The 25,672-nt window shown below is 37.1% G+C and carries 20 protein-coding genes; 15 read left to right on the top strand and 5 right to left on the bottom strand.

What is annotated here, in order from left to right; all coding sequences use genetic code 11:
• Window positions 1-32 precede the first annotated feature (32 nt).
• The 15 genes from QMG11_RS06555 (at window position 33) to QMG11_RS06485 (ending at window position 17,895) form a co-directional block, all read left to right on the top strand.
• Entirely contained in the window at window positions 33-1,232 is a 1,200-nt protein-coding gene (locus QMG11_RS06555) for a TolC family protein (protein ID WP_281834498.1), read from the top strand.
• Window positions 1,233-1,241: 9 nt separating this feature from the next.
• Window positions 1,242-2,567 (top strand): efflux RND transporter periplasmic adaptor subunit, encoded by a 1,326-nt coding sequence (locus tag QMG11_RS06550; protein WP_281834496.1) that lies wholly within the window; start codon window positions 1,242-1,244, stop codon window positions 2,565-2,567.
• A gap of 107 nt (window positions 2,568-2,674) precedes the next feature.
• Window positions 2,675-4,567, top strand: coding sequence for a polysaccharide biosynthesis protein (locus QMG11_RS06545; protein WP_281834494.1), 1,893 nt, complete (start codon window positions 2,675-2,677; stop codon window positions 4,565-4,567).
• Window positions 4,568-4,600: 33 nt separating this feature from the next.
• A complete protein-coding gene (locus QMG11_RS06540; RefSeq protein ID WP_281834492.1) occupies window positions 4,601-5,773 on the top strand; it encodes a LegC family aminotransferase in 1,173 nt (390 codons plus the stop codon).
• A 123-nt stretch (window positions 5,774-5,896) separates the two neighbouring features.
• Window positions 5,897-6,880, top strand: coding sequence for a lipid II:glycine glycyltransferase FemX (locus QMG11_RS06535; protein WP_281834490.1), 984 nt, complete (start codon window positions 5,897-5,899; stop codon window positions 6,878-6,880).
• Between the two features lie 31 nt (window positions 6,881-6,911).
• Complete coding sequence (locus tag QMG11_RS06530) at window positions 6,912-8,108, top strand: aminotransferase class I/II-fold pyridoxal phosphate-dependent enzyme (RefSeq protein ID WP_281834488.1); 1,197 nt, start codon at window positions 6,912-6,914, stop codon at window positions 8,106-8,108.
• 29 nt (window positions 8,109-8,137) lie between these two features.
• Complete coding sequence (locus QMG11_RS06525) at window positions 8,138-8,779, top strand: sugar transferase (protein WP_281834486.1); 642 nt, start codon at window positions 8,138-8,140, stop codon at window positions 8,777-8,779.
• 51 nt (window positions 8,780-8,830) lie between these two features.
• The gene (locus tag QMG11_RS06520; protein WP_281834484.1) at window positions 8,831-9,814 is read left to right on the top strand and encodes a GNAT family N-acetyltransferase; all 984 of its coding nucleotides are present in this window, start codon (window positions 8,831-8,833) and stop codon (window positions 9,812-9,814) included.
• A gap of 233 nt (window positions 9,815-10,047) precedes the next feature.
• Window positions 10,048-10,671 (top strand): sugar transferase, encoded by a 624-nt coding sequence (locus tag QMG11_RS06515; protein ID WP_281834482.1) that lies wholly within the window; start codon window positions 10,048-10,050, stop codon window positions 10,669-10,671.
• Window positions 10,672-10,754: 83 nt separating this feature from the next.
• A complete protein-coding gene (locus tag QMG11_RS06510; RefSeq protein WP_281834480.1) occupies window positions 10,755-11,852 on the top strand; it encodes a glycosyltransferase family 4 protein in 1,098 nt (365 codons plus the stop codon).
• Window positions 11,853-11,864: 12 nt separating this feature from the next.
• Window positions 11,865-13,010, top strand: a complete 1,146-nt coding sequence (locus tag QMG11_RS06505; RefSeq protein ID WP_281834478.1) for a hypothetical protein — start codon at window positions 11,865-11,867, stop codon at window positions 13,008-13,010.
• A gap of 24 nt (window positions 13,011-13,034) precedes the next feature.
• A complete protein-coding gene (gene murJ / locus QMG11_RS06500; protein WP_281834476.1) occupies window positions 13,035-14,564 on the top strand; it encodes a murein biosynthesis integral membrane protein MurJ in 1,530 nt (509 codons plus the stop codon).
• A 137-nt stretch (window positions 14,565-14,701) separates the two neighbouring features.
• Window positions 14,702-16,273, top strand: coding sequence for a DUF4091 domain-containing protein (locus QMG11_RS06495; protein ID WP_281834474.1), 1,572 nt, complete (start codon window positions 14,702-14,704; stop codon window positions 16,271-16,273).
• 152 nt (window positions 16,274-16,425) lie between these two features.
• Window positions 16,426-17,397, top strand: coding sequence for a glucosamine inositolphosphorylceramide transferase family protein (locus QMG11_RS06490; protein WP_281834472.1), 972 nt, complete (start codon window positions 16,426-16,428; stop codon window positions 17,395-17,397).
• Between the two features lie 45 nt (window positions 17,398-17,442).
• Window positions 17,443-17,895, top strand: a complete 453-nt coding sequence (locus QMG11_RS06485; RefSeq protein ID WP_281834466.1) for a VanZ family protein — start codon at window positions 17,443-17,445, stop codon at window positions 17,893-17,895.
• 48 nt (window positions 17,896-17,943) lie between these two features.
• On the opposite strand, the gene QMG11_RS06480 is transcribed toward QMG11_RS06485, so the two are convergent.
• The 5 genes from QMG11_RS06480 to trmD all read right to left on the bottom strand — a co-directional run bounded on the left by QMG11_RS06480 (window position 17,944) and on the right by trmD (window position 25,667).
• The gene (locus tag QMG11_RS06480) at window positions 17,944-19,293 is read right to left on the bottom strand and encodes an MATE family efflux transporter (RefSeq protein ID WP_281834464.1); all 1,350 of its coding nucleotides are present in this window, start codon (window positions 19,291-19,293) and stop codon (window positions 17,944-17,946) included.
• 102 nt (window positions 19,294-19,395) lie between these two features.
• Window positions 19,396-23,733, bottom strand: coding sequence for a PolC-type DNA polymerase III (locus tag QMG11_RS06475; RefSeq protein WP_281834462.1), 4,338 nt, complete (start codon window positions 23,731-23,733; stop codon window positions 19,396-19,398).
• 83 nt (window positions 23,734-23,816) lie between these two features.
• Window positions 23,817-24,380 carry an RNA methyltransferase gene (locus QMG11_RS06470; RefSeq protein ID WP_281834460.1) on the bottom strand — a complete coding sequence of 188 codons (564 nt, stop codon included), beginning with the start codon at window positions 24,378-24,380 and terminating at the stop codon, window positions 23,817-23,819.
• Between the two features lie 9 nt (window positions 24,381-24,389).
• Entirely contained in the window at window positions 24,390-24,911 is a 522-nt protein-coding gene (locus QMG11_RS06465; protein ID WP_281834458.1) for a gamma carbonic anhydrase family protein, read from the bottom strand.
• A 12-nt stretch (window positions 24,912-24,923) separates the two neighbouring features.
• Complete coding sequence (trmD, locus tag QMG11_RS06460; RefSeq protein ID WP_281834456.1) at window positions 24,924-25,667, bottom strand: tRNA (guanosine(37)-N1)-methyltransferase TrmD; 744 nt, start codon at window positions 25,665-25,667, stop codon at window positions 24,924-24,926.
• Window positions 25,668-25,672: the final 5 nt, after the last annotated feature.

Raw genomic sequence — 25,672 nt, 5'->3', positions numbered from 1 at the left:
CATTTTCTCTTATCTTTTCAAGGAGTTTTTCCGTGGAAACGACATTAGAAGATGTCCTAAAGAAGGTTAAGGAGAACAACAGAGAGATCAAGGTTCAAAACCTTATAGTAAAAGAAAGAGAATATGAGGTTAAAAAAAGCTTCAAAGAATTTCTTCCAACTGTTGAGCTGGAAGCAAACCAGGAGTTTATAAAAGATGAGGATGGCTCTGAAAAGAACGAATGGACCAATGACGGAGATAAATATGAAAGACTTAATGTTAATATTCCTATCTTTACAGGATGGCGAAACACAAATAACTATAAAAAATCTGTCTTAGCAAAGGATATCTCAGAACAGGAAAATAATCTTGTAGGGTATGACGTAGAGGAGAGAGCAATATTCTACTACTTTGAAATCTTAAACAACCGGACACAGGCAGAGATCTCCCAGCGAGTTATAGAAAACTTAAAAGACCAAGAAAAAAGACTTAAGGAACTCTATGAAAATGGCCAGATGGTTCCTAAGTCTGAGCTGTTGAAGGTAGATGCTGACATCGTAGCAGAAGAAGCTGTTAAGGAAAGAAGAGTTCAGGAACAACGTTCTGCTGAAGAAGCCCTTTATCTTTTAATGGGAATCAACCTGGATTCAAACTATACATTTGCAGACTATAACCTTGTAAAGAATGGCCTTGAGAGCTATGACCTTCAAAGAGATACAGAGGTGGCTCTTACTGAAGGAAGTCAGGCTAAGATTGAAGAACTCAGGCTTAAAGATGCAGACTTAGATGTAAAGTTAGCTAGAGCCGACCTCCTTCCTGAAGTCTTTGGTACATATGAATATAGAATCAGCGATGATGATGACGACACATTTTCAGACTATCAGGTTGCTTTAACTGCAAGGTGGGAAATCTTCTCTTGGGGAAGCACTCTTGACGACATCAATCAGAAAAAAGTAGTTAAGGAGCAGGCAGAGCTAAATTACAGCAACCGGATGGATGAAATTTCCTTAGAGTTACGGAATAACTATAGAGAACTTTTAACACTTTATAAGGAGGTACACTCTCAACAAGTGAGATTGGAACTTCTAAAGGAGAACCTAGAAATTGACAGTTTAAGATATCTTAACGGGCTTATAGAAGCCATCGATTACCTTAGTTCTGTAAGCGACCTCAGTGAAACTGCAGCAACGTATTTTTCACTTCAAAGAGAATTTCTTCTGAGAAAAAGAGAGTATGAGAATCTGTTAAAGTAGGTGAGAGGAATGAAAAAAATCTTTTTAATCGGAATATTTTTACTCTTCATTCTCGGAAGCTATTGGGTGTTTAAGGGGAAAGCCGAGGAGAAGGAGGTTCAGGTAAGAGTAGAAACTATAGAAAAAGGAGACATCAGCAAAAGCTATTACTTTCAGGGTGTCGTTGTTCCAGAGGAAAGTATTCCAATGTATATCGATGTTCCCACCGTTGTTAAAAAAATAATGGTAAAGGAGGGGGAGGAAGTAGAAGAGGGAGATCCTCTCATTGAATTTAGCGACACCATAAGAGGTGATTTAGAAAGAGATTTAGAAGTGATCATACTAGATATAAAAAGTAGAGAACTTCAGTTAAACGATTTAAGATCTGGTTCAATGAAACTTGAATTAGAGGAAAGAAAGGTAGACCGTGAGACCCTTGAAGAAGAGATTAACAGCCTTAACCGAAACATATCAGTAACTGCTTTTGAAGCAAAAAACCTTAAAAAAAGAGCTGAAGTAATGGAGGAACTTCTTAAAAAAGGCGGGGTTTCATCTGTACAGGTGGATGAAGCAAAAGCTGAAGCAGAAAAAATGAACTCCACCTTAGAGGACATGAAAACAACTCTTGAACTTACCAAACAAAGGTATGAACTCAGTGCTCTGAGTTACGAGAGGTTAAAGAGAGACCTTATCCTCAACGAAAGTAATATCAGAGGGGAGTATAAAAAATTAATTCTACAAAAAAACAACTTAGAGAAAAAACTTTCTAAGTTAAAAGCTCCGCTAAAAGCTCCTATAACCGGTGTTATCACTGAACTCCTGGTGAGCGAAGGAACGGCTGTCCCCCAAGGAGGAAAGCTCCTTTCTATATCTCCTGGAAATAACTATCTGATAAATATTGAGGTTCCTATTCACCTCTCTCAGTGGTTAGACGTAGGGCAAACTACACTCATTACGACTAGAGGGGATGAGGAAAAAAGGAAATACTCTGGTTCCGTTAAAAAAGTAGCTAAAGTAGCCAAGTTATCTGATGAGGAGGAGTACGACGAAAGAGTTATAGAAGTAGAAGTGGCTATTGATAACCCTGAAGGAATGAAGCCTGGTTATATCACAGAAGTCGAGATAATAGGAAGCAGAAAAAGTGACGTAATACTTATAAATGCATTTTCTGTATTGGAGGAAGCTGGAGAAAACTATGTTTATATTGTTAAAGACGATATTGTAAATAAAGTCAAAGTTAATATTGGAGAAAGAACTTCTTCAAAGTATGAAGTATTAAATCTTCCTGTAGGAATCGAAGTAGTTGTAAACCCATTTAAAGTTAAAGAAGGTCAGAAAGTTTCTGTGGTAAGGTAAATTTTAATTTCAAAATCATGCTTGGAGCCGCTCCATTCAAGGCGATGCACAGAAATATTTTTATTAGTATTACAACACATATCACCTATTTCATAAAGGAGAGGGTCATGAAGGAAGCTGTTAAAGGTAGAGGAATAAAAATTTTTATAGACATGAGTGCAATATCTTTAGCTTATATTTTTACTCTCATGTTGAAATTTGAAGAAAACTGGCTATACCACATAGATAATAAAACGCTTTTCTTTTATCTTGGATTTATATGGGTCATGTTTTCCTTTCTTGAAATCCCCAAAAGAAGCTGGACCTATACAAGTCTTGATGGAATTATAAAAATAGTACAAGGAGTTTTTATCTCTACTTTTATGCTTTATATTTTTTCTGTTGCCAGTGGAGAAGCTAGATCTATCTACACATATGCCGCCTTATTTTTCTTCAGTTCAGGTTTTTGTATAGCAGTAAGATACAGCTTCATGTTAGAAAAGTCTTTACATTTTCATAGAGGAGGTAAAGAAAATCTTAAAACTCTAATCGTAGGAGCTGGTGAAGCTGGAGGAAACCTCTTAAGAGAAAGCCTGCACAACGAAAACTTCAGGTATCAAATAGTAGGACTTATTGATGATAACCCTAGAAAAGAAAATATGCTACTCTTAGGACATAAGGTCTTAGGAACTACTAAGGACCTTAATAAAATTATAAAGAGTAAAAAGATTGGAAGTGTTATCATTGCAATCCCCTCTGGAAAAAGTAGCGATATCAGAAGGATATACAAGATAGCTGCCACTTCAGGGGCTCAGGTGAAGATCCTTCCTGCTTTTGGAGAAACTCTCAAGGATGAACCCTATATAAAACAAATTCGTGAAGTCAGAGTGGAAGACCTCCTAGGACGAGAGCAGCATAATATAAACAAGGAAGAAGTAGAACAGACCATAAAAAATAAGACTATTTTTATCACTGGAGGAGGAGGAAGTATAGGAAGTGAACTTTCAAGACAGATTTGTAGTTGTCACCCTCAAAAGGTAGTTAATATTGATATTAATGAGAATTCCCTTTATTTTTTAGAGTTGGAGCTAAAAAATAAATTTCCCGATATAGAAATTTTTAGTGAGATATGCTCCATAAAGGATAAGACAAAGCTTTTATGGCTTTTTGACAGATATAACCCTGAAATAGTTTTCCATACTGCTGCTCACAAACATGTCCCTCTCATGGAACACAATCCAGAGGAAGCTATTAAAAATAATATCTTTGGTACTAAGAACTTAGTTGAATGTGCTGATCACTATGCTGTGGAAAGATTTGTTCTTATCTCTACAGATAAAGCAGTGAACCCCACTAGTGTAATGGGGGCTACAAAGAGAGTCTGTGAGATGATAGTCCAAAATGCAGCTAAAAAAAGTAGTACAAAGTTTATGGCTGTAAGGTTTGGAAATGTTTTGGGAAGCAAGGGGAGTGTTGTTCCTATATTTAAAAATTTAATAGCTACTGGAAAAAATATTACACTCACCCATAAAGAGATCACAAGATATTTCATGACAATTCCAGAGGCAGTTCAGCTTGTAATGGAAGCAAGCTCCTTCGGTAATGGTGGTGAAGTCTTTATTCTGGATATGGGTAAACCTGTCAGAATAATGGATCTTGCTAAAAACATGATAGAACTCTCTGGTCTTAAGATAGGAGAGGATATAGATATAGATGTCATTGGATTGAGACCAGGTGAGAAACTGTTTGAAGAGCTTCTTTATGACGAGGATACCACTATTAAAACTCAAAACAAAAAAATCTTCATCTCAAAATTGAGGGAGATCGATATCCCTGTGGAACACCACTTGGAAAATTTAAAAATCCTTGTAGATCAAAAAGATAGAGAGGGAATTAAAGGAGAACTTAAGAGGTGTGTTAAGACCTATGAAGAACCTGAATTCCACTTCTCAAAAGAACTCAATAAGCATAAAGAAGATTCAACACTCCCATCTCAGAACCTGTCTATGAATATGGATTAATTTTTTAGAATGTAAACTTAAAGGGAGGTAAGTATGAAAGACAAAAGAATCAGCCTATCTACACCTAACCTCTCTATTAATGTAATGAGAAATCTTAAGGAATGCATTGAAACAGGCAACTTATCCACAGCTGGAGAATTCATTAGTAAGTTTGAGAAAAAAACAGCTCAATATGTAGGAACAAGTGGTGCTGTCTCTACTCAAAGTGGAACTGCCGGACTTCATCTTGCATTAAAAGTTTTAGGAGTAGAGGCTGATGATGAAGTCATCGTTCCCACTGTAACTTTTATAGCTACAGTAAACCCAGTTACTTATCTAGGAGCTAAGCCTGTTTTCATGGATTGTGATGACAGCTTAAATATGGATCTGGACAAGCTAGAGGAATTTTGCAGAAAAGAGTGTGAAGTGAAAAATGGAAACCTTTTCAACAAAACCACTGGTAAAAGAATAAAGGTTTTGATTGTTGTTCATATCTTTGGAAATATCATAGACATGGAAAGAGTCATATCTATAGCAAAAAGGTATAAATTAAGAGTTCTAGAAGATTCCGCTGAAGCTTTTGGAAGCTTTATTACCTCTGGAAAGTATTCAGGAAGATATGCCGGAACCATAGGAGATATAGGAGTCTACTCCTTTAATGCCAATAAGATTATTACTACAGGAGGAGGGGGAATGATTGTTTCAGATAACTGTGAATTACTTGATAAAGCTAAACTTCTGTCCCTTCAGGCTAAAACAGATCTCCTCTACTTCTTACATGATGAAGTTGGCTATAACTATGGAATGACAAACCTTCAGGCAGCCCTTGGAATTGATCAGATCGACCGAATAGAGGAGTTTATCGAAAAAAAGATTGAGAACTACAAGCACTACAAAGAAAAGATAGAGAAGATCGAAGGTCTTCATCTTATTCCATTTAAAAAGGATCAAAGATCAAATCACTGGTTTTACTCTATAGTTATTGATGAAAAGATCTATGGTATGAGTAGGTGTGAATTACTTCAAAAGCTTAAGACACTAGGTATTCAGACACGGCCTCTTTGGGGATTGATCCATACACAAAAACCCTATTTATCAGAACAAACCTACAAAATAGAAAAAGCTTATCATTACTCTAAAAACCTTTTAAATTTACCGTGTAGCACCCACCTTACTAAAGAAGATATTTTCGTTGTTATAGAAAGTCTTAAGGAATTAAAAGAATAGCATTATTATCTTAACCTGTGAAGTACAAGAAGAATCTCACTTTAAAGGACTTTATAATACCATTCCATAAATCTTTGAGAATATTTTAAGAAGCGTTTAGTGCTTTTGAAGGAGTTGTGATAAATGGATATTTATTTCAAAGAGGAGTATGCCAAAATATATGAATTAAATGGTGATGGAAAAGTAGAAAAGTTTAACTTTGAGAGTGATGATGGAAGGGCTGAGTATATTTTTCTAAAGAGGCACGTAGAGGGTGAAACAGAAACATACTATGATATTACCACTCCTTATGGTTATGGAGGTCCTGTCTTTTACCCTCAGAGTCCTGAAAACCTCTCTAAACTGATATCAGATTTCAGAAGAGAGTTTGAAGTCTACTGTAAAAAAAATAAAATCATCTCTGAATTCATTAGATTTCATCCACTGTTAGATAACCACAAGCATTTAGAGGATTATTTAGAAGTTACTTTTTGTCATAATACTATCTCTATAAATCTAAATAATGAAGAACAGATCTTTTCTGAAATGTCTGGAAAAGCTAGAAATAAAGTAAGAAAGGCCCTTAAAAACAACGTCACTGTAAAAAAGGAATATTCAAAGGAAAAAATAAAAAAATTCATTGAAATGTACTATGAAACAATGGACAAGAACAATGCTTCAAACTATTACTACTTTGACAAAGAATACTTTAAAAACTTATTCGAACTAGGAAAAGACAAAGTAGTACTTTTCAATGCCTATCATGAAGAGGATATAGTAGCTGCTACCACTATTTTAAAGGGAAGAAAATATATACACTATCACTTATCAGCAAATACTAAAAAAGGTTATCAATTAGCTGCCAACAACCTTTTATTGTTTGAAGTAGCAAAATGGGGAGGTCAAAACGGTTATAAAAACTTCCATTTAGGTGGAGGACATGACGGAGCAGAGGACGCTCTCTTTAAATTTAAAAGCTCATTTAATAAAGCTGGAGCTCTTAAATTTTATATCGGAAAGAAGGTACACAACCCTGAAGCATATAGTAGTGTTAATGAATTTCATGAGAGAAAAAGACCAGAAATAAAGGAAAAGGATCTTGATTTCTTTCCTTTATATAGAAGATAGAAAAAATAGAGTTAACGAGAGGGAGGTAAACATGAAGGAAGTTAAAGGTTTCTGGGATGGGAAGAAATCACAGATTTCTCTATCTGTTCCTAATTTATCGGAAGACACGCTTGATTATGTGAAGGAGTGCATAGAGACTGGATGGATAGTTAAGGGAAGGTTTGTAACGGAATTTGAAGAGTTACTTGCGAAATATACTAATTTAGAGAAGGTGGTATCTGTTCAAAGCGGAACTGCTGGCTTACACGAAGCTTATAGGTTATTGGGGGTAGAATATGGAGATGAAGTAATCGTTCCAAATGTTACCTTCATAGCTACTATTAATCCTGCATTATATTTAAAAGCTCATCCAGTATTTATGGATTGTGACGATAGCCTAAATATGGATTTGGATAAACTGGAAGATTTTTTAGAGAATGAGTGTGAAAAAAAAGATGACGGTGCTTACAATAAAAAAAGTGGCCGAAGAATAAAAGTACTTACTATAGTTCATCTTTTTGGTAATCTCATCAATATGGAAAGAGTTATGACAATTGCTGAAAAGTATGGTCTCAAAGTTCTTGAAGACGCTGCACAAGCCATGGGAAGTTTTTATACAGCTGGTAAATATAAGGGAAGGCATGCTGGAACAGTGGGGCATGTGGGAGTTATTTCATTTAATGCCAATAAAATAATAACCGCTGCTGGAGGAGGGGCTATCCTCTCAAATAATTTAGATCTTTTAGAAAGAGCAAGATTTCTTACTATGGTGGCAAAAACACCGTCCCCTTACATTTATCATGACAGCGTAGGATATAACTACAACCTTACAAATGTTCAGGGAGCCTTTGGAGTAAGCCAGATGAAAAAATTAGAGAAATTCGTAGAAGTTAAGATTAAAAATTACAATCTCTATAAAGATCTACTTAAGGATATAGAAGGTATAAAGCTTCTTCCCTTTAATGAAGGAACCCGTTCTAACCATTGGTACTATACAATTGTGGTAGATGAAGAAAAATATGGTCTAAGCAGAAATGAACTTTTTGAAAAGTTTACTGACGCTGGTATACAAACTGGTCCTCTTTGGGGAATCATGTCTGAACAAAAACCTTTCAAAACTTTTCAGAGATACAAGATAGAAAAATCAAAGTATTATGTAAAAAATACTCTTCACCTTCCTTGCAGTACCAACCTTAAAAAGGAAGAAGTTCTCAAAGTAGTAGAGAAGTTAATAGAATTTTCCAGCTAACCCTGCCAAGTTAAGAAAGGAGGGGAAAGATGTATAAAAAAGTATTTAAGAGGCTGATAGATATTTTATTGGCTTTAACTATCCTTATAGGGTTTTGGTGGGTCTACTTAATAGTCGGGATATTAGTAAAGCTTAAACTAGGTTCTCCCATTCTCTTTAAACAACAGAGACCTGGAAAAAACGGAAAAATATTTACCATTTATAAATTCCGTTCCATGAAAAATATCCAAGATGTCGAAGAAGAAAACCTAATTCGGCAGGGGAAGGAAAGAAGATCTACATATGATGAGAAGAGGCTTACTGAGTTTGGAAAATTATTAAGACTTCTGAGCCTCGATGAGATTCCAGAGGTCTGGAATGTCCTCAAGGGGGATATGAGTCTTGTAGGACCAAGGCCCCTTCTTATAGACTACCTCGCTCATTATTCTCCCGAACAAGCTAGAAGACATGACGTAAAACCAGGGATCACAGGATGGGCACAAGTTAACGGAAGAGATTCAATTCCTTGGGAAGAAAAATTTAGGTTGGATGTAGAGTATGTGGACAACTACAGCTTTACTATGGACATGAAAATACTTCTTCTTACTATAAAAAAGGTTTTCCTTAGGGAAGATACTTCTCCAGAGGGAGAGGCAACAGTAGATGATTTCAGAGGAAATAATCTAGAATAATTAGACAAAACATAACTTTAACCTAAGATGTCAGATTTGAAAGGGTTTAATATGGATATATATTTTAGAGAGGAGTATGCCAAGATCTATGAATTAAATGGAGAGGGAAAAACCACAATATTTACATGGGAAGGTGAGTTAGGAAAAGTCAGATATATTTTTTTAAAAAGAGAGATAAATCTATTGAAAGAAAAATACTATGATATTATTACACCTTACGGATATGGTGGTCCTCAATTTTTTCCTAAAGAACATAAAAACCTAAGAGATCTTATCTTTAAATTTAAGGAGCATTTCGAAGATTACTGTAGTAAAAATAGAATCATTTCAGAATTTATAAGATTTCACCCACTTCTAAAAAATCACAGCCTCATGGAAATTTATATGAATATAATAAACATAGGAGATACTATTAATTTATTTCTGAGTTCTGAAGATGACATTATGCTTAACATGAAAAAGTCTAGCAGATATAGCATAAGAAAGGCAGTTGAAAAAGGAATGAAAGTAGAAAGGGATAATAGTGACAAATCCTGGAATAATTTTATTGACCTTTACTACCAAACAATGAATAGAAACCAGGCAAAAGAATATTATTACTTTTCTAAAACATACTTTGGCAATATCAGATCCTTATTAAAGGAAAGAGCTCAGATCTTCAATGTAGTTTATGAGAATAAGGTTATTTCCAGTATGTTAGTTTTAGTAGGAGAACAATTCATTCACTCCCACCTCCTGGGAATAGCCTCTGAGTATCGAAAGGAGAGGTTTGGAAGATTTTTTGACTATAGTATCGCACTCTGGGGACTTAGGAGAGGCTGTAAACATTATCATCTAGGTGGAGGTTATGGAGGCAGGGAAGATTCGATATTTAAGTATAAGAAGTCCCTCGCGAAGAATGGCAGGCTATCCTTTTATGTGGGAAATAAAGTACACAATAAAAAGGTCTACGATGAACTCTCTAAAATCCACGAGAAAAATAACCCAGAAGTAACAGGGAAAAATTTAGATTATTTCCCTCTATACAGAAGATGAATAAAAAGGAGCGTGACGCTCCACCCTTTCTAACCTCATGTAACTGTTTTTTATCAAGGTCAATAACTTATAATTCTATACTTCCCTTAATAATAAAAAGGAATCCCTTCATTTTTTAGAATCATTAGATTTAAAGCAATGAGCAGGCATTCCTCTTAGCCTGCTCTAAAGGCATTATTTATAGAAAACTCCTAAAACTTATCAGCAAGTTTTACTGACTAAGGAGGAGAGAGATGTACCGAAACTTTTTTAAAAGAATTATGGATATCGCACTAGCATTAACATTAATAATAGTATTTTGGTGGATCTATATCCTCATCGCTGTACTTGTTAAAATAAATTTAGGATCTCCAATAATTTTTAAGCAGGACAGACCAGGTAGGAACAGTAAAATATTTACTATGTATAAATTTAGAACTATGCTGAATACAACAGATAACTTTGCTAATCTCCTTGCAGAAAAAGAGAGATTAATCAGCTTTGGTATTCATTTAAGGTCTAGCAGCCTTGATGAACTGCCACAAATATGGAATGTCCTCAGAGGAGAGATGAGCTTTATAGGACCAAGGCCACTTCTTGTAGAATATCTTAACCGGTATTCCCCTGAACAGGCTAGAAGACACGAAGTCAAGCCTGGAATAACGGGATGGGCTCAAGTTAAGGGAAGGAACAGTATTTCATGGAATGAAAAATTTAAACTAGATGTAGAATATGTTGATAACTATAGCTTTCTCATGGATTTAAAGATTATCCTTCTCACACTAAAATGGGTCAGCTCCAGAGAGGGAATCTCCCCAGAAGGGGAGAGCATCGGAGAAGATTTTTGGGGAGATGAAAACCCAAAAAACAGAAATTAAAATAGCATTAGGTTATTCCAAGATCAAAATCCCCACTGGAAAAATGTGTTTTATCTAATATAGGAATATCTAAGGAGCTTAATATGAAGAAAGTCTTGATAGTAACTACCTTAAAAAGAACTATTGAAGGATTTCTCATACCTCACATAAAGCTTTTAGAAGAACTCGGATACCAAGTTGATTTAGCTTGTAATATGGAGGGTGAATCCCCCATAAAGGAGCTTCATAAAAATAGATGGTATCACTTTAACTTTACAAGAAATCCTTTTTCTATAAGTAATTTAAAGAGCACCTCAAAACTAAGAGGACTCATAAAGAAACAAAATTATCACATGATGCACCTCCATACACCTATAGCTTCATTTTTAGGCAGATTAGCAGCATCTACCCTAAAAATGAAAAATATAATCTATACTGCCCATGGTTTTCATTTTTATAAAGGGGCTCCTCTTGTAAATTGGATGGTGTATTACCCGGCTGAATGGCTGGCTATGAGGTGGACAGATAAAATAATAACTATAAATCAAGAAGATTATGAAAGGGCCCATAGAATGGCCGGCAAAAGAACCAAAGTATACAAAATAGATGGTGTAGGATTAGACCTCACAAGATACTCACAAGGGAAAAGGGAAAAGGTAAGAGAGGAACTTAAATTATCCAAAGAAGATTTTCTTGTCACTATAATAGGAGAACTCAATAAAAATAAAAATCAAATACAATTAATAAAAGCTATTGAAATTTTAGATAATCGATTCAAAGCTTTAATCGTAGGAAAAGGTGGTAAAGAAAGAGAGCTTAAAGAGTATGTAAAAACAAATAAATTAGAGAATAGAGTAATTTTTCTGGGGCATAGGGATGATATCGGCGATATTATCGCAGCAAGCGATCTCTTAACATCTATGTCACACAGAGAAGGACTTCCTAGAAGCATTATGGAAGGAATGGCTCAAGGTAAACCCTTTATTGTGACTAATATCAGAGGAAACAGAGACATTATAAAAGATGGTATAAACGGTTTTCTCACTGATGTCAATAGACATGATTTAACTGCCCAAAGTATCAAAAAACTGGAAGACCAAAAGGTGTTGAATACCATAAAAATTATTAACTTACGAGCTGTTGAGAAATACTCTATTGATAGAATACTTCAAAAAATAAAATTTTTATACCTAGGGAGGTGAAGTCATTAGAAGATGAATTGGATAAAGATACCATTTTGTATGTATTTACTGCTAAAACCATATTATGTTATAGCCTCAGGAGGAATTCAGCCAGCGGATCTTTTCTTAGTAATCACTTTGCCACTTTTTTTTATTTTTAGGCCTAAAGAGTGGATATTAACAAATTCTGAAAGTAATAACCTGCTTATTTTTATCTCATTTATCTTCTATACTGTAATCGTGAATTTGTCCTACATCATAATACATCCTGCAGGAGACTTCCACAATACAATCTTATACTATATGTTCAACCTCTCAGGTATTGTTGTTTTTACATTTTTAATTAAGGACATAGGATTTTTGAGGGCTTTTTATAATATCCAAAGTATCAATTTAATTATTCAGTCTTTAATTTTAATAAGTGGAAAGGGTAGATATTTAGGTGGGGTCAGGTATATGGGAACATTCAATGATCCTAACCAACTATCATTTTATATTTTTTTAGCAATTATCTCCATCTATGCTCTAGAGGATATACTACTTATTAAAAGAAGAAGATGGATTATATATTTGATCGGTGCTTACTTAATAATCTCATCTGCATCAACAGGAATACTTTTAGGATTAGTGGTATTTTTCATATCTATCTTTCTTTCACAGCTTAAAATCTCCGGTGAGCAACTTAAAAAATTTTTAAAACTATCATTGTTACTACTAGTACTAGGGGGAGGCCTTTATTCCACCAACAAAGAATCTATATCTAAAAAGGTGGACTACTTGATCTCAAGAGTAGAAGATAAAATTAATAGTGCTAGCGATGATTCAGAGGTTGGATTATTAGAGGATAGGGGATATGATAAGATCTATAAAAATGCCCATTACTTGTTTCTTGGCTCGGGAGAGGGTGAGATGTCTCGTCTAAAAGGTTATCATGAGCAAGAAATTCACGCAACTTTTCCTGCTCTGTTTCTCTACTACGGTGTCCCTGGATTATTCTTAATTCTCCTTTGGCTCTATAGAAGTTTGTCTAAAGCTCCACTAAACCAACAATTAGTTTTTATGGCTCTCTTTTTAGAAAGTTGTACCCTCGCTAATCAAAGGCAGCTTTTATTCTGGGGAGTAATTATTTTGATGAGCAAGGTCAGAAAAAGAGAGGAATTAACAGAAGAAAACAATTAATAAAGCATCTAGTTAGGAGTGCTTATGGGAAAAATAACTGTAATGTTAATCGCTGCTGAATTAGTATCAAAAATTTTTGGATTTTTAAGGGATATTACACTGTCATATTTTTACGGCACCTCTAGTATAAGCGACGCATATTTGATCTGCCTTACAATACCTATGGTAATTTTTACCTTTATAGGAACAGGTTTATCTACAAGTTACATACCTGTTTACAATGAGCTCTGCCAAGATAAGAGCAGTGATACAGCTGAAAAGTTTACTAGTAATCTGATTAACCTTATGATGGTGGTATGCTCCGTTATTATTTTAGTATGCATTGCTTTTACTCCACCGATAATTAAAGTTTTTGCATCTGGTTTTTCTGAAGAATTATTAAAAATTACAGTAAAATTTACTCGACTAAGTGTCTGGGGAATCTACTTTGCTACAATTATTTTTATAGGTACTTCATATCTACAAATGAAAAATAAGTTTTTACTGCCTCCTCTAACTGGAATAGTTTTTAACTCCTTAATTATTTTTTCTATCTTTCTTGGAGCAAGGTTCAACTCTATAATATTAGCTTTAGGGAGTGTTGTAGGTATCGCTATGCAATCATTTATTATCTTAATTGCTATGAAAAAAAACGGTTTTAAACATTCTCTTATATTCGATCACAAAGATAGCAGTATCCGACGAATGATGGATTTAATTATACCTGTTATTTTAGGAGTTTCTGCTAGCCAAATAAATGTCCTTATAGATAGAACTATTAGCTCTAGAATAGTAGTAGGAGGAGTATCAACATTAATATATGCAGGAAGGTTGAGCTTATTTATACAAACTTTATTTGTAGCAACTATAGCTGCTGTCATGTATCCTAAAATTACAAAGCTGGCAGCAGAAAATAAAATGGATCTCCACAGTGAATTGTTTAAAAGATCGCTACTATATATATCGCTTCTATTATTACCAATAACCATAGGGTCTATGGTTTTTTCAGAATCGATTATAAGACTTCTTTATGGAAGAGGTGCTTTCACAAGTAGCTCTCTCAAGACTACCTCTAGTGTATTATTCTATTATTCTATAGGTATGGTTGGAACAGGATTCAGAGAAATTTTATTAAAGGTTTTTTATTCCCTAGAAGATACTAAAACCTCAACTAAAAATGCAACTATATCTGTTTGCTTAAATATTGTTTTAAATATAATTTTGGCAAAGTATATGGGAATACCTGGACTCGCTTTAGCAACGAGTATTTCAGCTACATTTTGTGCAGTTTTACTCTTTATTAGTTTAAGAAAAAAAATAGGTCCCCTTGGACTAAAGGGTTTGTCTATTTCATTTATAAAGATACTATTCGCCTCATTAATTACAGGAATCTTAGCAAAAATGATATTTAACCAACTATTAGTTACAATGAGCCAAAACCTTTCATTTATAATCTCAACAATGATAAGTATCGTAAACTATTTTATAATAATATACTTCATGAAGATCAAAGGTATCCATGATATACTCAAGGAAATAAGCTTACTACCTAAACAAATAAACCGCCTTAAATAAAAAACTATGCAAAAATATAGTTTTTATCAAAGGGAACCTTTTGTGAATCAATAAAGTTATCAGCAAAGAATGATTATCCTAAAAATAGCTTTTGTGTATAGTTCCATTAAATTATTAATAGAAATAGGGAGGAAGTTATGAAGTCATTAAAAACTATCATCCTTTCATCTATAATCTTATTTGCTCTATATACCCACCAGGTTTATACTACACCGTATGTCTGGGTAGCTGATGTCATGCAAATGGTGAAAAGTGATGAAAAGCCCGGGACAAATAGAGAGGCTAGAATTTGGGCTGCAAAAGGGGAATATGAACCCTTCCAGGTCATAGTTTCTGCCCCTAAAGAATCGGTCACCGATGTTGTGCTTTCTGTTTCAGCTTTAAGTGGACCAAATGGCTCCATCAGCAGAGAGCATATAAAAATCTATCGTCAGCACTATGTGAAGGCGGAAAAAGGTTCTCCAGTTTGGCAAGGTCCTCCAAACCTCCCTCTTGGGAAAGGAATGTACCCCGATGCACTTATCCCCCTTACCTCTTCAGGAGAAGCCCTAACAAAGTTATCATCTGATTTTAAATCTGTTAAAGTAGGAAAAAATCAGCCATATCTAATAGACATCTATGTTCCGCGAAACACCCCCGCTGGTGAATACAAGGGGATATGTAAAATCCAATCCTCTCAAGGGGTAGATCAAGTAGAGATTCATCTCACAGTATGGAATTTCGAACTTCCCCACAGACCTTCTCTCCGTAGTATGTTTGGAGTATGGGATCCACACTCTAATAGTACAGAGGTAATGTTAGAGCATAAACTAATGCCATTTCATATTCCCAAGGATAAAATAAGATATTATGATCAGAAGTATGGAATCAATACACTAGAAACAGGCCAGTGGAGCGGAGCAGATGTATGGAACCCTCGTATGAGCTCCTCTCCTTCCACAGAAGATTGGAAAAGGATCGAAAGATCATTCCCAGAGGAATATAGAAAAATGCTCTGTAACTATACTGCTGATGAAATCACCGGTGTCAATGAGCTCACCGACTCTGTCAAGGAATGGGGAAGAAACATGCATACTGCTTCTTCAGTTAAAAATTTAATTACCATGGTTCCTGTTCCTGAGCTATATGATGATGGAACCGGGCGACCTGCAGTTGACATCTGGGCACTGCTTCCAAAGCAATTTCAAAATAAAAAAAATAAAAAAAGTATTCAGCATGTCATGGACTTAGGATGCGAGGTATGGTCCTATACTGCACTTCTACAAGATAGCTATTCACCTAAATGGATGGTTGACTTCCCTCCTATAAATTACCGCATCTATACCTGGATAAATCAAATTTATGGTTATACTGGTCTTCTTTACTGGAGAGTGGATCAATGGTCCAAGGATCCGTGGGTATCCTTTGGAAGGGAAAATGAATACCCTGGTGATGGTATGCTTGTCTACCCAGGAGATCCGGTTGGAATCACCAATGGAATTGTTCCATCTATGAGGCTAAAAATTCTCAGGGAAAGCATTGAAGACTATGAGTATATCGAAATTTTAAAGTCCTTAGGGGAAGGGGAATTTGCCTTAAACACTGTCAAGCAAGTGGCCAGAGACTGGAAAAAATGGACAAGAGATCATAAAAAACTTATTAAATCCCGAAAGGTCTTAGGAGAAAAAATCCACAGTCTAAATTCACAGGAAGCAACTACTACCAAGTAAGAAGCTTCCATTTCACTAACTCTGTTTAAAGCATATTTAACCTCTATAATAATAGACACCTTTCACTTTGAAGATAAATTATTATTTTTTATGAACCTACTTCCATATAGATTTTCTGTTATTTTATTAACTTAATTTTGAGGAGACCTCTTATGAAAAAAAAACTGATTTACCTATTCCTAATGATCGTATTATGCATTGGAAGTTTAGGTTACGGAATGTTAATCTATAGAAATAATTTTTTCCCCCATAGCCATATCGAAAAAGAATACTCTGCTCTAACCAGCCTGATAAGCCCATGGGCAGTAGGAATATATGAGGGTCCTACCCCTTTCCAATTAAAGGATCCTGAAAAAATTTCTAATCCTGTTTTAACAAGAGAGGACATCACAGACATAGATGCACTTTTTATTGCAGATCCATTTATAGCTATTAAAAACAAAAAATATTCTATGTTTTTTGAAGTATTCAACAGGACTACTCATCAAGGAGACATTGGTTTAGCTGAGAGTCTCAATGGTATCGATTGGGAGTATAAAAAGATCATAATTGATGAGCCCTTCCATCTGTCATACCCCTATGTCTTCCAATGGGAAAACAACTACTACTTAATCCCAGAGAGTGGTGAAGACCTATCAGTAAGACTATACAAAGCTACTTCCTTTCCCGATAAATGGGAATATATTGGAAATCTATTATCCGGATATAAGTATATCGATCCTTCAATATTCCGATACAAAGATAAGTGGTGGCTGCTTGTGTCTTCGGATACTGGTGTTCTTAACCTTTACTATTCAGATGACCTATTGAAAGGGTGGAGACACCACCCTAAAAATCCAATAGTTAAATTTAATAAAAGTATTGCAAGATCTGCTGGAAGAGTTTTTACATATGAGGATCGCCTCTATAGGTTAGCTCAAGATGGTATTCCTCGTTATGGTAGCCGGGTTTTTGCTTTTGAAATCACCGAACTAACTGAAGAAACCTATGAGGAAAGATTTGCTTCGGAAAAACCCATTGTTACCTTTACAGGTAAGGGATGGAATGCTGGAAGAATGCATCACGTTGACCTGCATGAGATAGATGGAAAGTGGATTGGAGCAGTAGATGGACGAGTCAAATAACTTAAATCAATAAAATCTTTATTTAAACTTAGTATAGGTCTTGCAATGGAGGTGATCTCAATTAGAAAAAATACTTTTAAAATAATTGGTGTCGCTCTGGTTATCCTAACTATTCTTTTAGCCTTTTGGTTTTCTTCACAGACGGGAGATGTATCCATTGGACAGTCTGACAGAGTCCTTTTAGAACTTAATTTAGTTAGCCAGTATGACATCACTGCTGAAACTCCTAAATATTTTCGTCGAAGATTTCTTTTAAGAAAGGGAGCTCACTTAGTAATATATATGATAATTGGTATGGGAGTTACTCTTACAGTAACCGATAAACCTAAAAGAGTCCTTACTATAGTTATATTATTAGCTGCTTTCGATGAATTTATTCAAATTTTTACAGGTCGCGGGGCTAGTCTAAGTGATATACTTATCGATCTCGTAGGAGGAGCTATTGGATGGTTTGTAGCCAAATTTTCAAAAGATAATATAAAAATATTTAAACCTTAAAAAGAGAGTCGGGGTTTTAACCCTAACTCTCTTTTTATAGTTATATAGTTATACAAAATCCTCTACCAGATTCCTTATCCACTTCTTTGAGATCACCCTTCTAACTCCCACAAAAAACTTCAATAGCTCCTCTGAAAGGGCCAGGGCAAATACTAGATATACGGGAAATCCAAACTTCAAACCTCCAAAGTAGGCAAGAGGCACCCCTATGGCCCAGAGAGCTGCCACATCCATAATAAGACAGTATTTAGTGTCTCCACCGGCCCTCAATATCCCCACTACATTGGTAGCATTGAAGGATTTGAAGGGCAGAAAAAGACAGAGGACATACATCGTTGAAAGACTCAGTTTAAATACATCATTTGAAAGGTCATATATCTGAAGTATCGGTCTGGCAGCAAGGAAAAGGATAAGAGAACCTCCTAACCCCAGAAGAAAGGAGATGGATCCAAGCTTATTGGCATACTCTATGGCTATATCTTCCCTTTTCTCCCCTATCTTCTTTCCTACCATTACAGCTGTGGCATTGGCCACTCCTATAAATCCTGTAAAGGTTATCCTTTCAATACTTCCCACAATATTTACAACAGCTATTGCTGTAGTGCTCATCCTTGCATAGACCATACTATAGGTTGTTATCCCCACGGCCCACAGCATCTCATTTAATATCACAGGGATGGTGGTCTTCCTGTACTTCCTTAAAAACTCCCTGTCAAAGGAGAGCATCTCCCCTATAGTGGACTTTAAGGGACTTTCATTGTAGTTTATATATCCCAGAACAAAGATACACTCCATGGTTCTGGCAATAAGTGTTGCTGTTGCAGCACCTCTTACCCCCATAGCGGGAAAGCCAAGCTTACCAAGGATAAGAATATAGTTGAGACTCACATTGACAAGAAGAGCTATTATACTGGAATAGAGACCTATCTTGGCCCTCTCAACATTCCTTGACTGTATACTGTAAACAAAGGTCAGTGATGTGGCTATATAAGACCACCCTACGATCTTAAGATACTCTCCCCCATAACCTATTACTTCCCTGTCTGGAGAGTAGACCCTTATCAAGAGCTCCGGCATCGTCTGGGTCAGAATAAAAAACACCGTGGATGTCAGAAGAGCTGAAATAAGAGCCACTCCCAGTACCTTATGTATAGCCCTTATATTTTTCTCCCCCCAAAACTGTGCCACAAATACCCCTGCTCCACTGTTTATTCCAAAAAGGAGAAGGATCATTAAAAACATAATCTGATTGGAAAGCCCTAAAGCCGCCAGGGGAGCTTCCCCCAGCCTTCCTATCATAAATACGTCAGCTAAGTTTATAGAGGATAGTATAAGGTTTTGGAGAGCTACTGGAACTGCTATATTCATTAAATTTTTGTAAAAGTTATCTTTTTCCATCTGCCCCCACCTCTTTTTCATAAAAAAATATTTTATTATAAACTAATGGGGAGAACAATTCTCCCCACTACAAGTTATTGTATTAGTTGGCTATAGACCACCTTAAAATAATGATTTCTGGTTGGTATCACTGAGGCCGTCTATGGCATTTACTTCTTTTAACTTTTCTATTACCGTCTGAGAAGCCTTGGTTCTTCTCTTAAGGTCTTCATAGGAAAGGAACTTCCCTACTTCTCTTTCGTTTATTACATTCTCTACCACAGCTCCTCCTAATCCATTTAGAGCTACTAGTGGTACTCTTATCTTTCCGTCTTCTAAAGTAAATTTATACCCTGCTGACTTATAGACGTCTATTCCCAGGAACTCAAATCCTCTGGCATGCATCTCAAGTATAATCTCACTTACTGCCATTTGGGATTTTTGCCTTACATCTAGCTTTACTTCTTTCCCTAGTTCCTCTATCTTTCCTTTTACTCCATCTAGTGTAAGCATGAAGTCCGAGTCAAAATCATCGGCCTTTCTTGAAAGATAGGCTGCATAGAAGGCCAGTGGGTAGTGAACCTTAAAGTATGCTATTCTCATAGCCATCATTACATAGGCCACGGCGTGTCCCTTAGGAAACATATACTTTATCCTCTTACACGACTCTATATACCAGTCGGCTACATTGTGCTCCTTCATAAGGTTGGAATACTCCTCCCATGCATCGGGCTCCTTACTTGGTCTTCCCTTTCTTACAAACTCCATTATCTTAAAGGCTGTTCCCTTTTCAATTCCTGAGTCGATAAGATAGTTCATAATGTCGTCTCTTACTGAAATTACTTCTGAAAGAGTTGCTTTACCTGCCCTTACAAACTCTTGGGCGTTATTCAGCCACACATCTGTACCGTGGGAAAGCCCTGATATACGTACAAGCTCTGCAAAGGTTGTAGGCATTGTATCCTCTAGCATCTGTCTTACAAAGGAGGTTCCAAATTCCGGAACTCCATAGGTTCCCATCTTAGATTTTATCTGCTGAGGGGTTACTCCCAGTGCCTCTGTACCTGAAAATATCTCCAGTGTCTTAGGGTCAGCCAATGGTACATCATATATATCTATCCCTGTGTACTCCTGAAGCAACTTTATTGTAGTTGGGTCATCGTGCCCTAGTATATCCAGTTTTACCAGCTGTTCATCCATTACGTGGTAATCAAAGTGTGTAGTGGTTGAAGGGTTCTTTACATCGTTTGCCGGTCTCTGCACTGGAGAAAACTCAGATATGGAGTGCCCCTCTGGTACTACTATCATTCCTCCCGGATGCTGACCAGTTGTCTTTTTAGCTCCCTCTACCTTCTTGGCAAGTCTGCTCATCTCAGCACTTCTAGCACTCATCTCATGCTCTTCAAAGTATTTCTTCACATAACCAAAGGCATTTTTTTCTGCAAGAGTTGATATAGTTCCTGCCTTAAATACGTTTTCCTTACCAAATAATTCCTCACAATATCTGTGGATTTCAGACTGATATTCTCCTGAGAAGTTTAGGTCGATATCCGGTACCTTGTCTCCGTTGAATCCCATGAATACCTCAAATGGTATTGCGTGTCCCTCTCTCTTCATAGGTGCTCCGCACTTAGGACAGTCCTTAGGAGGAAGGTCTACTCCCGCTCCCTCTCTGTCCAGAAACTCCGAGTAGTAACATCCCTCGGCTTCACATATATAGTGAGGATAGAGGGCATTTACCTCTGTAATATCCATCATATAAGCTACCAGAGAGGAACCTACCGATCCTCTTGAACCTACCAGATACCCATTATCTAAGGACTTTTTTACCAGCTTCTGAGCAGATAGATACAGTACCGAGAATCCATTACCTATGATAGCCTTCAGTTCCCTCTCTATCCTTGATTCTACTATCTCAGGAAGAGGGTTTCCATATATCCTGTGTGCTTTTTCATAGGTCATATCCCTTACTATATTTTCTGCATTGTCTATCTTTGGAGGATAGAATCCACTAGGGACTGGCTGCACCTTTTCTATCTCTTCATTTATTTCGTTTGGAGCATCTATTACTATCTCTCTGGCGATATCATCTCCCAGATACATAAACTCTCTCAACATCTCATTTGTTGTTCTGAAGTACATCTTATTATCTGTCTTATACTGATTCTCCCTGAATACACCCCCACTTCCATAGAGAAGGATACTACGCACTATTGCGTCTTCCTCATCCAGGTAGTGTACATTGGAAGTTGCTACTACTCTCTTGCCCTTTTCCTTGGCCAATTTATAGAAGAATCTGTTTGCTGTTTCAATACTTTCATAGGAGGATATAGTTCCTATATTTCCCTCCTCCATCTGATCGTTATAGGTAGATCTTGGCTGAAGTTCCAGATAATCATAGAATTCCATCTTTTGATCCAGGTCATCCATGTTATACCTCATGTAGTTTCCGATTATCTCTCCCTCATTACCAAAGTGCATACTTGAAGGGGCTCCTACAATCAGTCCCTCTCTATGCTCCTCTATGGCACTCCTGGTTAGCCTTGGCTTCTTCATACCATAATAGTCCAAGTGAGCGATAGATACCAGTTTATAAAGGTTCTGAAGCCCCTGAAGGTTCTTTACCAGAAGCATTACATTGTTTGTTGCCTGCTTCTGCACATTTATAGGGAATACCCCGTCCAGTTTGTCCAGCCTTGTGGCTCCAGCTTCAATAAACTTTTCCAGGAAGACAGCAAACATATGAGCTGTGGCCTGGGAGTCATCTACCGCCCTGTGATGGTTTTCAAGGGATACTCCCAACTTCTTAGTCACAGTCTTCAGACCATGTCCTCTAAGATCTGGCATAAGGTCTCTTGCCCACTGAAGGGTATCTATAAGAGCTGGTTTATACTTTATTCCCATTATTCTCTCTATGTCCCTCTTCAGGAATCCGATGTCGAACTTGGCGTTGTGTGCTACAAGGGTACCCTCTCCCACAAACTCCATAAATCCAGGAAGAACGTCTTCAATGGAAGCTTCTGATTTTACCATCTCATCTGTGATCCCTGTAAGATCCTGAATCTTTTTAGGAATAGGTTTTCCGGGATTTACCAGTTTAGAGTAGGTCCCCACTATTCTCTTTCCAACCATCTTTACAGCACCGATCTCTATTATCTCCCCTTCATGGGAGTTAAGCCCCATAGTCTCCAGGTCATATACAATATAGGTTTCTTCTTCCAGAGCTACATCCTTGGCATTTTCTACCATTGGTCTGGCATCATCTACCATATAGGCATCGCATCCAAAGATCACCTTAATATCGCTTCCTTTGGCTGCCTTATAGGCAAAGGGGAAGGAGTGAGCTACTCCATAATCTGTGATAGCTACTGCTTTATGACCATACTCGATGGCTCTTTTTACAAGATCCTTGGCATCTATAGCTCCCACCATCTCACTCATCTTGGTGTGGGCATGAAGCTCTATTCTTTTTTCCTCTGCATTGTCCTTTCTCTCTACACTCTTGGATTCTATCCTGTTGATAGACCCTGCCATGAGAGTCTCCTCATCGTTGGCAAACTTATCCCTCTGCTTCTTTCCATTTACCTTTATCCAGGTACCAGGCTTTAATACAAGGGCATCCATCTTCTTCTTTTCAAGGAACATCTTGCATGAAACAGAATCTGTATAATCTGTAATACTGAAGGTAAATAATATCTTACCACTTCTCAGTTCCCTCTCCTCAGTGGCGAAGACCTGTCCCTCCAATACACACTGTTCCCCGTCATAGATCTCAGTGAACTCATCAAAGTTAATGGTTTTACCCTTGATCTCTCTTCCGTAGATAACATCCTTACTCTCGCTCGTCTTGGCCTTGCTTTCCTTCTTAGGGTTTTGCTGAGGCACTACCTTAGCCCTCTCCTCCTCTACCTTCATCTCCAGTTCCTTGGTGATCTTGATGAGGCCGGCATCTATCTCCTCCAGCTCCTTAGTAAAATCTCCCGTCACAAGCTTTATCTGAAAATTATCTATCCCATACTTCTGAAGGGCTGTATTCAGCTTATAGTCCACATTGGAACCTATAAGGGTCTCCACAGCCACCTGATTCTTTAACTCTATATTTATAAAACCTGGCTGGATATTGATTCTGTAGAGGTAGAGGAAGGATCTGGAGATGGCATTGGTTTTCTTTATCTCCCTTATAATCCTCTCTATTATCTCCCTGAGTTCATCCTTACTGATCTCCTTGTTTAAGAACTCTATATCAAAATCAAACTCGGAGCCATCTCCAAACTTATTGTGAAGGGCTTCCTCTATCCTGTCCAGTTCACGAAGGTTCCCTGGAGCTGTTATTACACAGGTTATCTCTATTCTCTTTTCTCTTTCATGTATGGCTATCTCTGTTATATCTATATTTTTTACCCCAAGGGGTTCAAATATATTTTTACGAGGCTTTATCCTCACAACATTTCTGACCGACATAATTCCTCCATTTCCCAGGGAAAGGCCTCCTTCAGAGAACCTACCCTATCTATCAGAAAAAAAGAAGCCAAAGGGCTTCTTTTTTAGTTTTCTCCTAGTAGTCTGTCTAATATAATAGATACTGCCGACCTTACTGAAAGGTGGTTGTACCTTGCTTTTCCTCTTATAGGTTCGAGGATGTGAGTAGACTGCTCCATTATCTCCTCAGTCAGTCCCCAACCAGTTCCAAATAGAAGAAGATAAACATCATCATCTTCAAAGATCTCCTTGGAAAGATTCTCATATGAGATGGAGTTAGGGTAGATCTTAGCTGAAGTAGTTATGATCTTAGGTCTCTTTCCCTCTACCTTCTCTATCTCCTCCATAGCCTTTTCTATAGATTCAGTAGCATAGGTTGTAGTAAATGCTTCTTCTCTGTCCTTGTTGTGGTCTGCTCCAAAACCTTCCTTCCAGTATCCAAGGATTCTTTCTGTCAGTTGTTTTTGTGCATCTAGAGGCACTATGATGTGATATCCCTTTACATCATATGTCTTACATGTTCTTGATATGTCGTGTATATCGAAGTTAGTCACCGATGTACATACTACTTCGCTTTTTTTATTGTAAACTGGATAGTGTACCAGTCCAAGGTATACTTTATCTCTCATGGATTCTCCTTACTTTATCTTTTCTAGTCCCTCTGAATATATATCTATATCCTCAATGTATACATTTTTTGCATACTTCAGGTAATCAAGGTTCTTATCTGAAAGCTTCTTTATTGCCTTGGCAGGATTTCCTACCACAAGCATTCCTTCCTCTATCTCTGTCTTAGCTCCTACCACTGCTCCAGCTCCTACCAGACAGTTGTCGGGAATGACAGCTCCGTTTAGAAGGATAGCTCCCATACCTATTACACAGTTATCTCCAATGGTACATCCGTGAACGATGGCATTGTGTCCTATGGTTACTCCCTTTCCTATAGTTACTGGAAATGGCGCGTCTCCGTGTACAGTACAGTTATCCTGAATGTTGGAACCCTCTCCCACAGTAATGGCAGACATGTCTCCTCTGACAACAGCTCCAAACCAGATACTTACATCCTTAGCTAAGTTTACGTTACCTATTACAGTAGCATTCTCTGCTATATAGTTATTTTCACCTATTACAGGAGTTTTATCCCTTAATCTATAGATCATAGTCATGCTCCTTTACTTTTTTTCTTCCTCTATTTCCTTCATTAGCTTCTTCTCAAGCTTAGTGAACTCCCTTCCCTCTAGTAGGTCTGGTCTTCTCTCCTGAGTTCTCTTAAGGCTCTGCTTCAGCCTCCACTCATCTATCTTGGCGTGGTGACCAGAGAGAAGTACCTCAGGTACATCCAGCCCCTCATAGCTTGCTGGTCTGGTATAGTGGGGATGATCCAAAAGGCCATTGTAGAATGAATCATTCTCATAGGATTCCTTCTTAATCACTCCAGGTACAAGACGGGCTATGGCGTCTGCTATAACCATGGCAGGGAGCTCTCCTCCAGTAAGTACAAAGTCCCCTATGGAGATCTCCATATCCACCTTCTGCTCAACTACCCTCTCATCTATTCCCTCATAGTGTCCGGCAATTATTGTAATCTCTCCCTCAAGAGCCAGAGAGTTAGCCAGTTCCTGATTCAGCCTTTCTCCCTGAGGTGAGGTATAGATTACCTTACCAGGCTTACTTCCCTCTTCATGTTTACTCTCTATATCAGCCAGGGCTTTAAGAAGGGGTTCGGGTTTTAATACCATTCCTGCCCCTCCCCCAAAGGGAACGTCATCTGCCTGGTTGTGTCTTCCCACTGTGTAGTCTCTTATATTTATCACATTAATCTCAAGAGCCCCCTTTTCTATGGCTCTTCTTATTATACTTTCACTTTTGAATCCAACAAACATCTCTGGAAACAGGGTTAATATATTTATCTTCAAAATCC

Source organism: Propionigenium maris DSM 9537 (genome assembly GCF_027925155.1).
Lineage (GTDB): Bacteria > Fusobacteriota > Fusobacteriia > Fusobacteriales > Fusobacteriaceae > Propionigenium > Propionigenium maris.
This window is presented reverse-complemented; position numbering and strand designations above follow the sequence as displayed.

Coding starts and splice junctions, on each gene's coding strand:
- QMG11_RS06550 (WP_281834496.1), top strand. CDS start 1,242: ATGAAAAAAATCTTTTTAATCGGAATATTTTTACTCTTCATTCTCGGA.
- QMG11_RS06545 (WP_281834494.1), top strand. CDS start 2,675: ATGAAGGAAGCTGTTAAAGGTAGAGGAATAAAAATTTTTATAGACATG.
- QMG11_RS06540 (WP_281834492.1), top strand. CDS start 4,601: ATGAAAGACAAAAGAATCAGCCTATCTACACCTAACCTCTCTATTAAT.
- QMG11_RS06535 (WP_281834490.1), top strand. CDS start 5,897: ATGGATATTTATTTCAAAGAGGAGTATGCCAAAATATATGAATTAAAT.
- QMG11_RS06530 (WP_281834488.1), top strand. CDS start 6,912: ATGAAGGAAGTTAAAGGTTTCTGGGATGGGAAGAAATCACAGATTTCT.
- QMG11_RS06525 (WP_281834486.1), top strand. CDS start 8,138: ATGTATAAAAAAGTATTTAAGAGGCTGATAGATATTTTATTGGCTTTA.
- QMG11_RS06520 (WP_281834484.1), top strand. CDS start 8,831: ATGGATATATATTTTAGAGAGGAGTATGCCAAGATCTATGAATTAAAT.
- QMG11_RS06515 (WP_281834482.1), top strand. CDS start 10,048: ATGTACCGAAACTTTTTTAAAAGAATTATGGATATCGCACTAGCATTA.
- QMG11_RS06510 (WP_281834480.1), top strand. CDS start 10,755: ATGAAGAAAGTCTTGATAGTAACTACCTTAAAAAGAACTATTGAAGGA.
- QMG11_RS06505 (WP_281834478.1), top strand. CDS start 11,865: ATGAATTGGATAAAGATACCATTTTGTATGTATTTACTGCTAAAACCA.
- murJ (WP_281834476.1), top strand. CDS start 13,035: ATGGGAAAAATAACTGTAATGTTAATCGCTGCTGAATTAGTATCAAAA.
- QMG11_RS06495 (WP_281834474.1), top strand. CDS start 14,702: ATGAAGTCATTAAAAACTATCATCCTTTCATCTATAATCTTATTTGCT.
- QMG11_RS06490 (WP_281834472.1), top strand. CDS start 16,426: ATGAAAAAAAAACTGATTTACCTATTCCTAATGATCGTATTATGCATT.
- QMG11_RS06485 (WP_281834466.1), top strand. CDS start 17,443: ATGGAGGTGATCTCAATTAGAAAAAATACTTTTAAAATAATTGGTGTC.
- QMG11_RS06480 (WP_281834464.1), bottom strand. CDS start 19,293: ATGGAAAAAGATAACTTTTACAAAAATTTAATGAATATAGCAGTTCCA.
- QMG11_RS06475 (WP_281834462.1), bottom strand. CDS start 23,733: ATGTCGGTCAGAAATGTTGTGAGGATAAAGCCTCGTAAAAATATATTT.
- QMG11_RS06470 (WP_281834460.1), bottom strand. CDS start 24,380: ATGAGAGATAAAGTATACCTTGGACTGGTACACTATCCAGTTTACAAT.
- QMG11_RS06465 (WP_281834458.1), bottom strand. CDS start 24,911: ATGATCTATAGATTAAGGGATAAAACTCCTGTAATAGGTGAAAATAAC.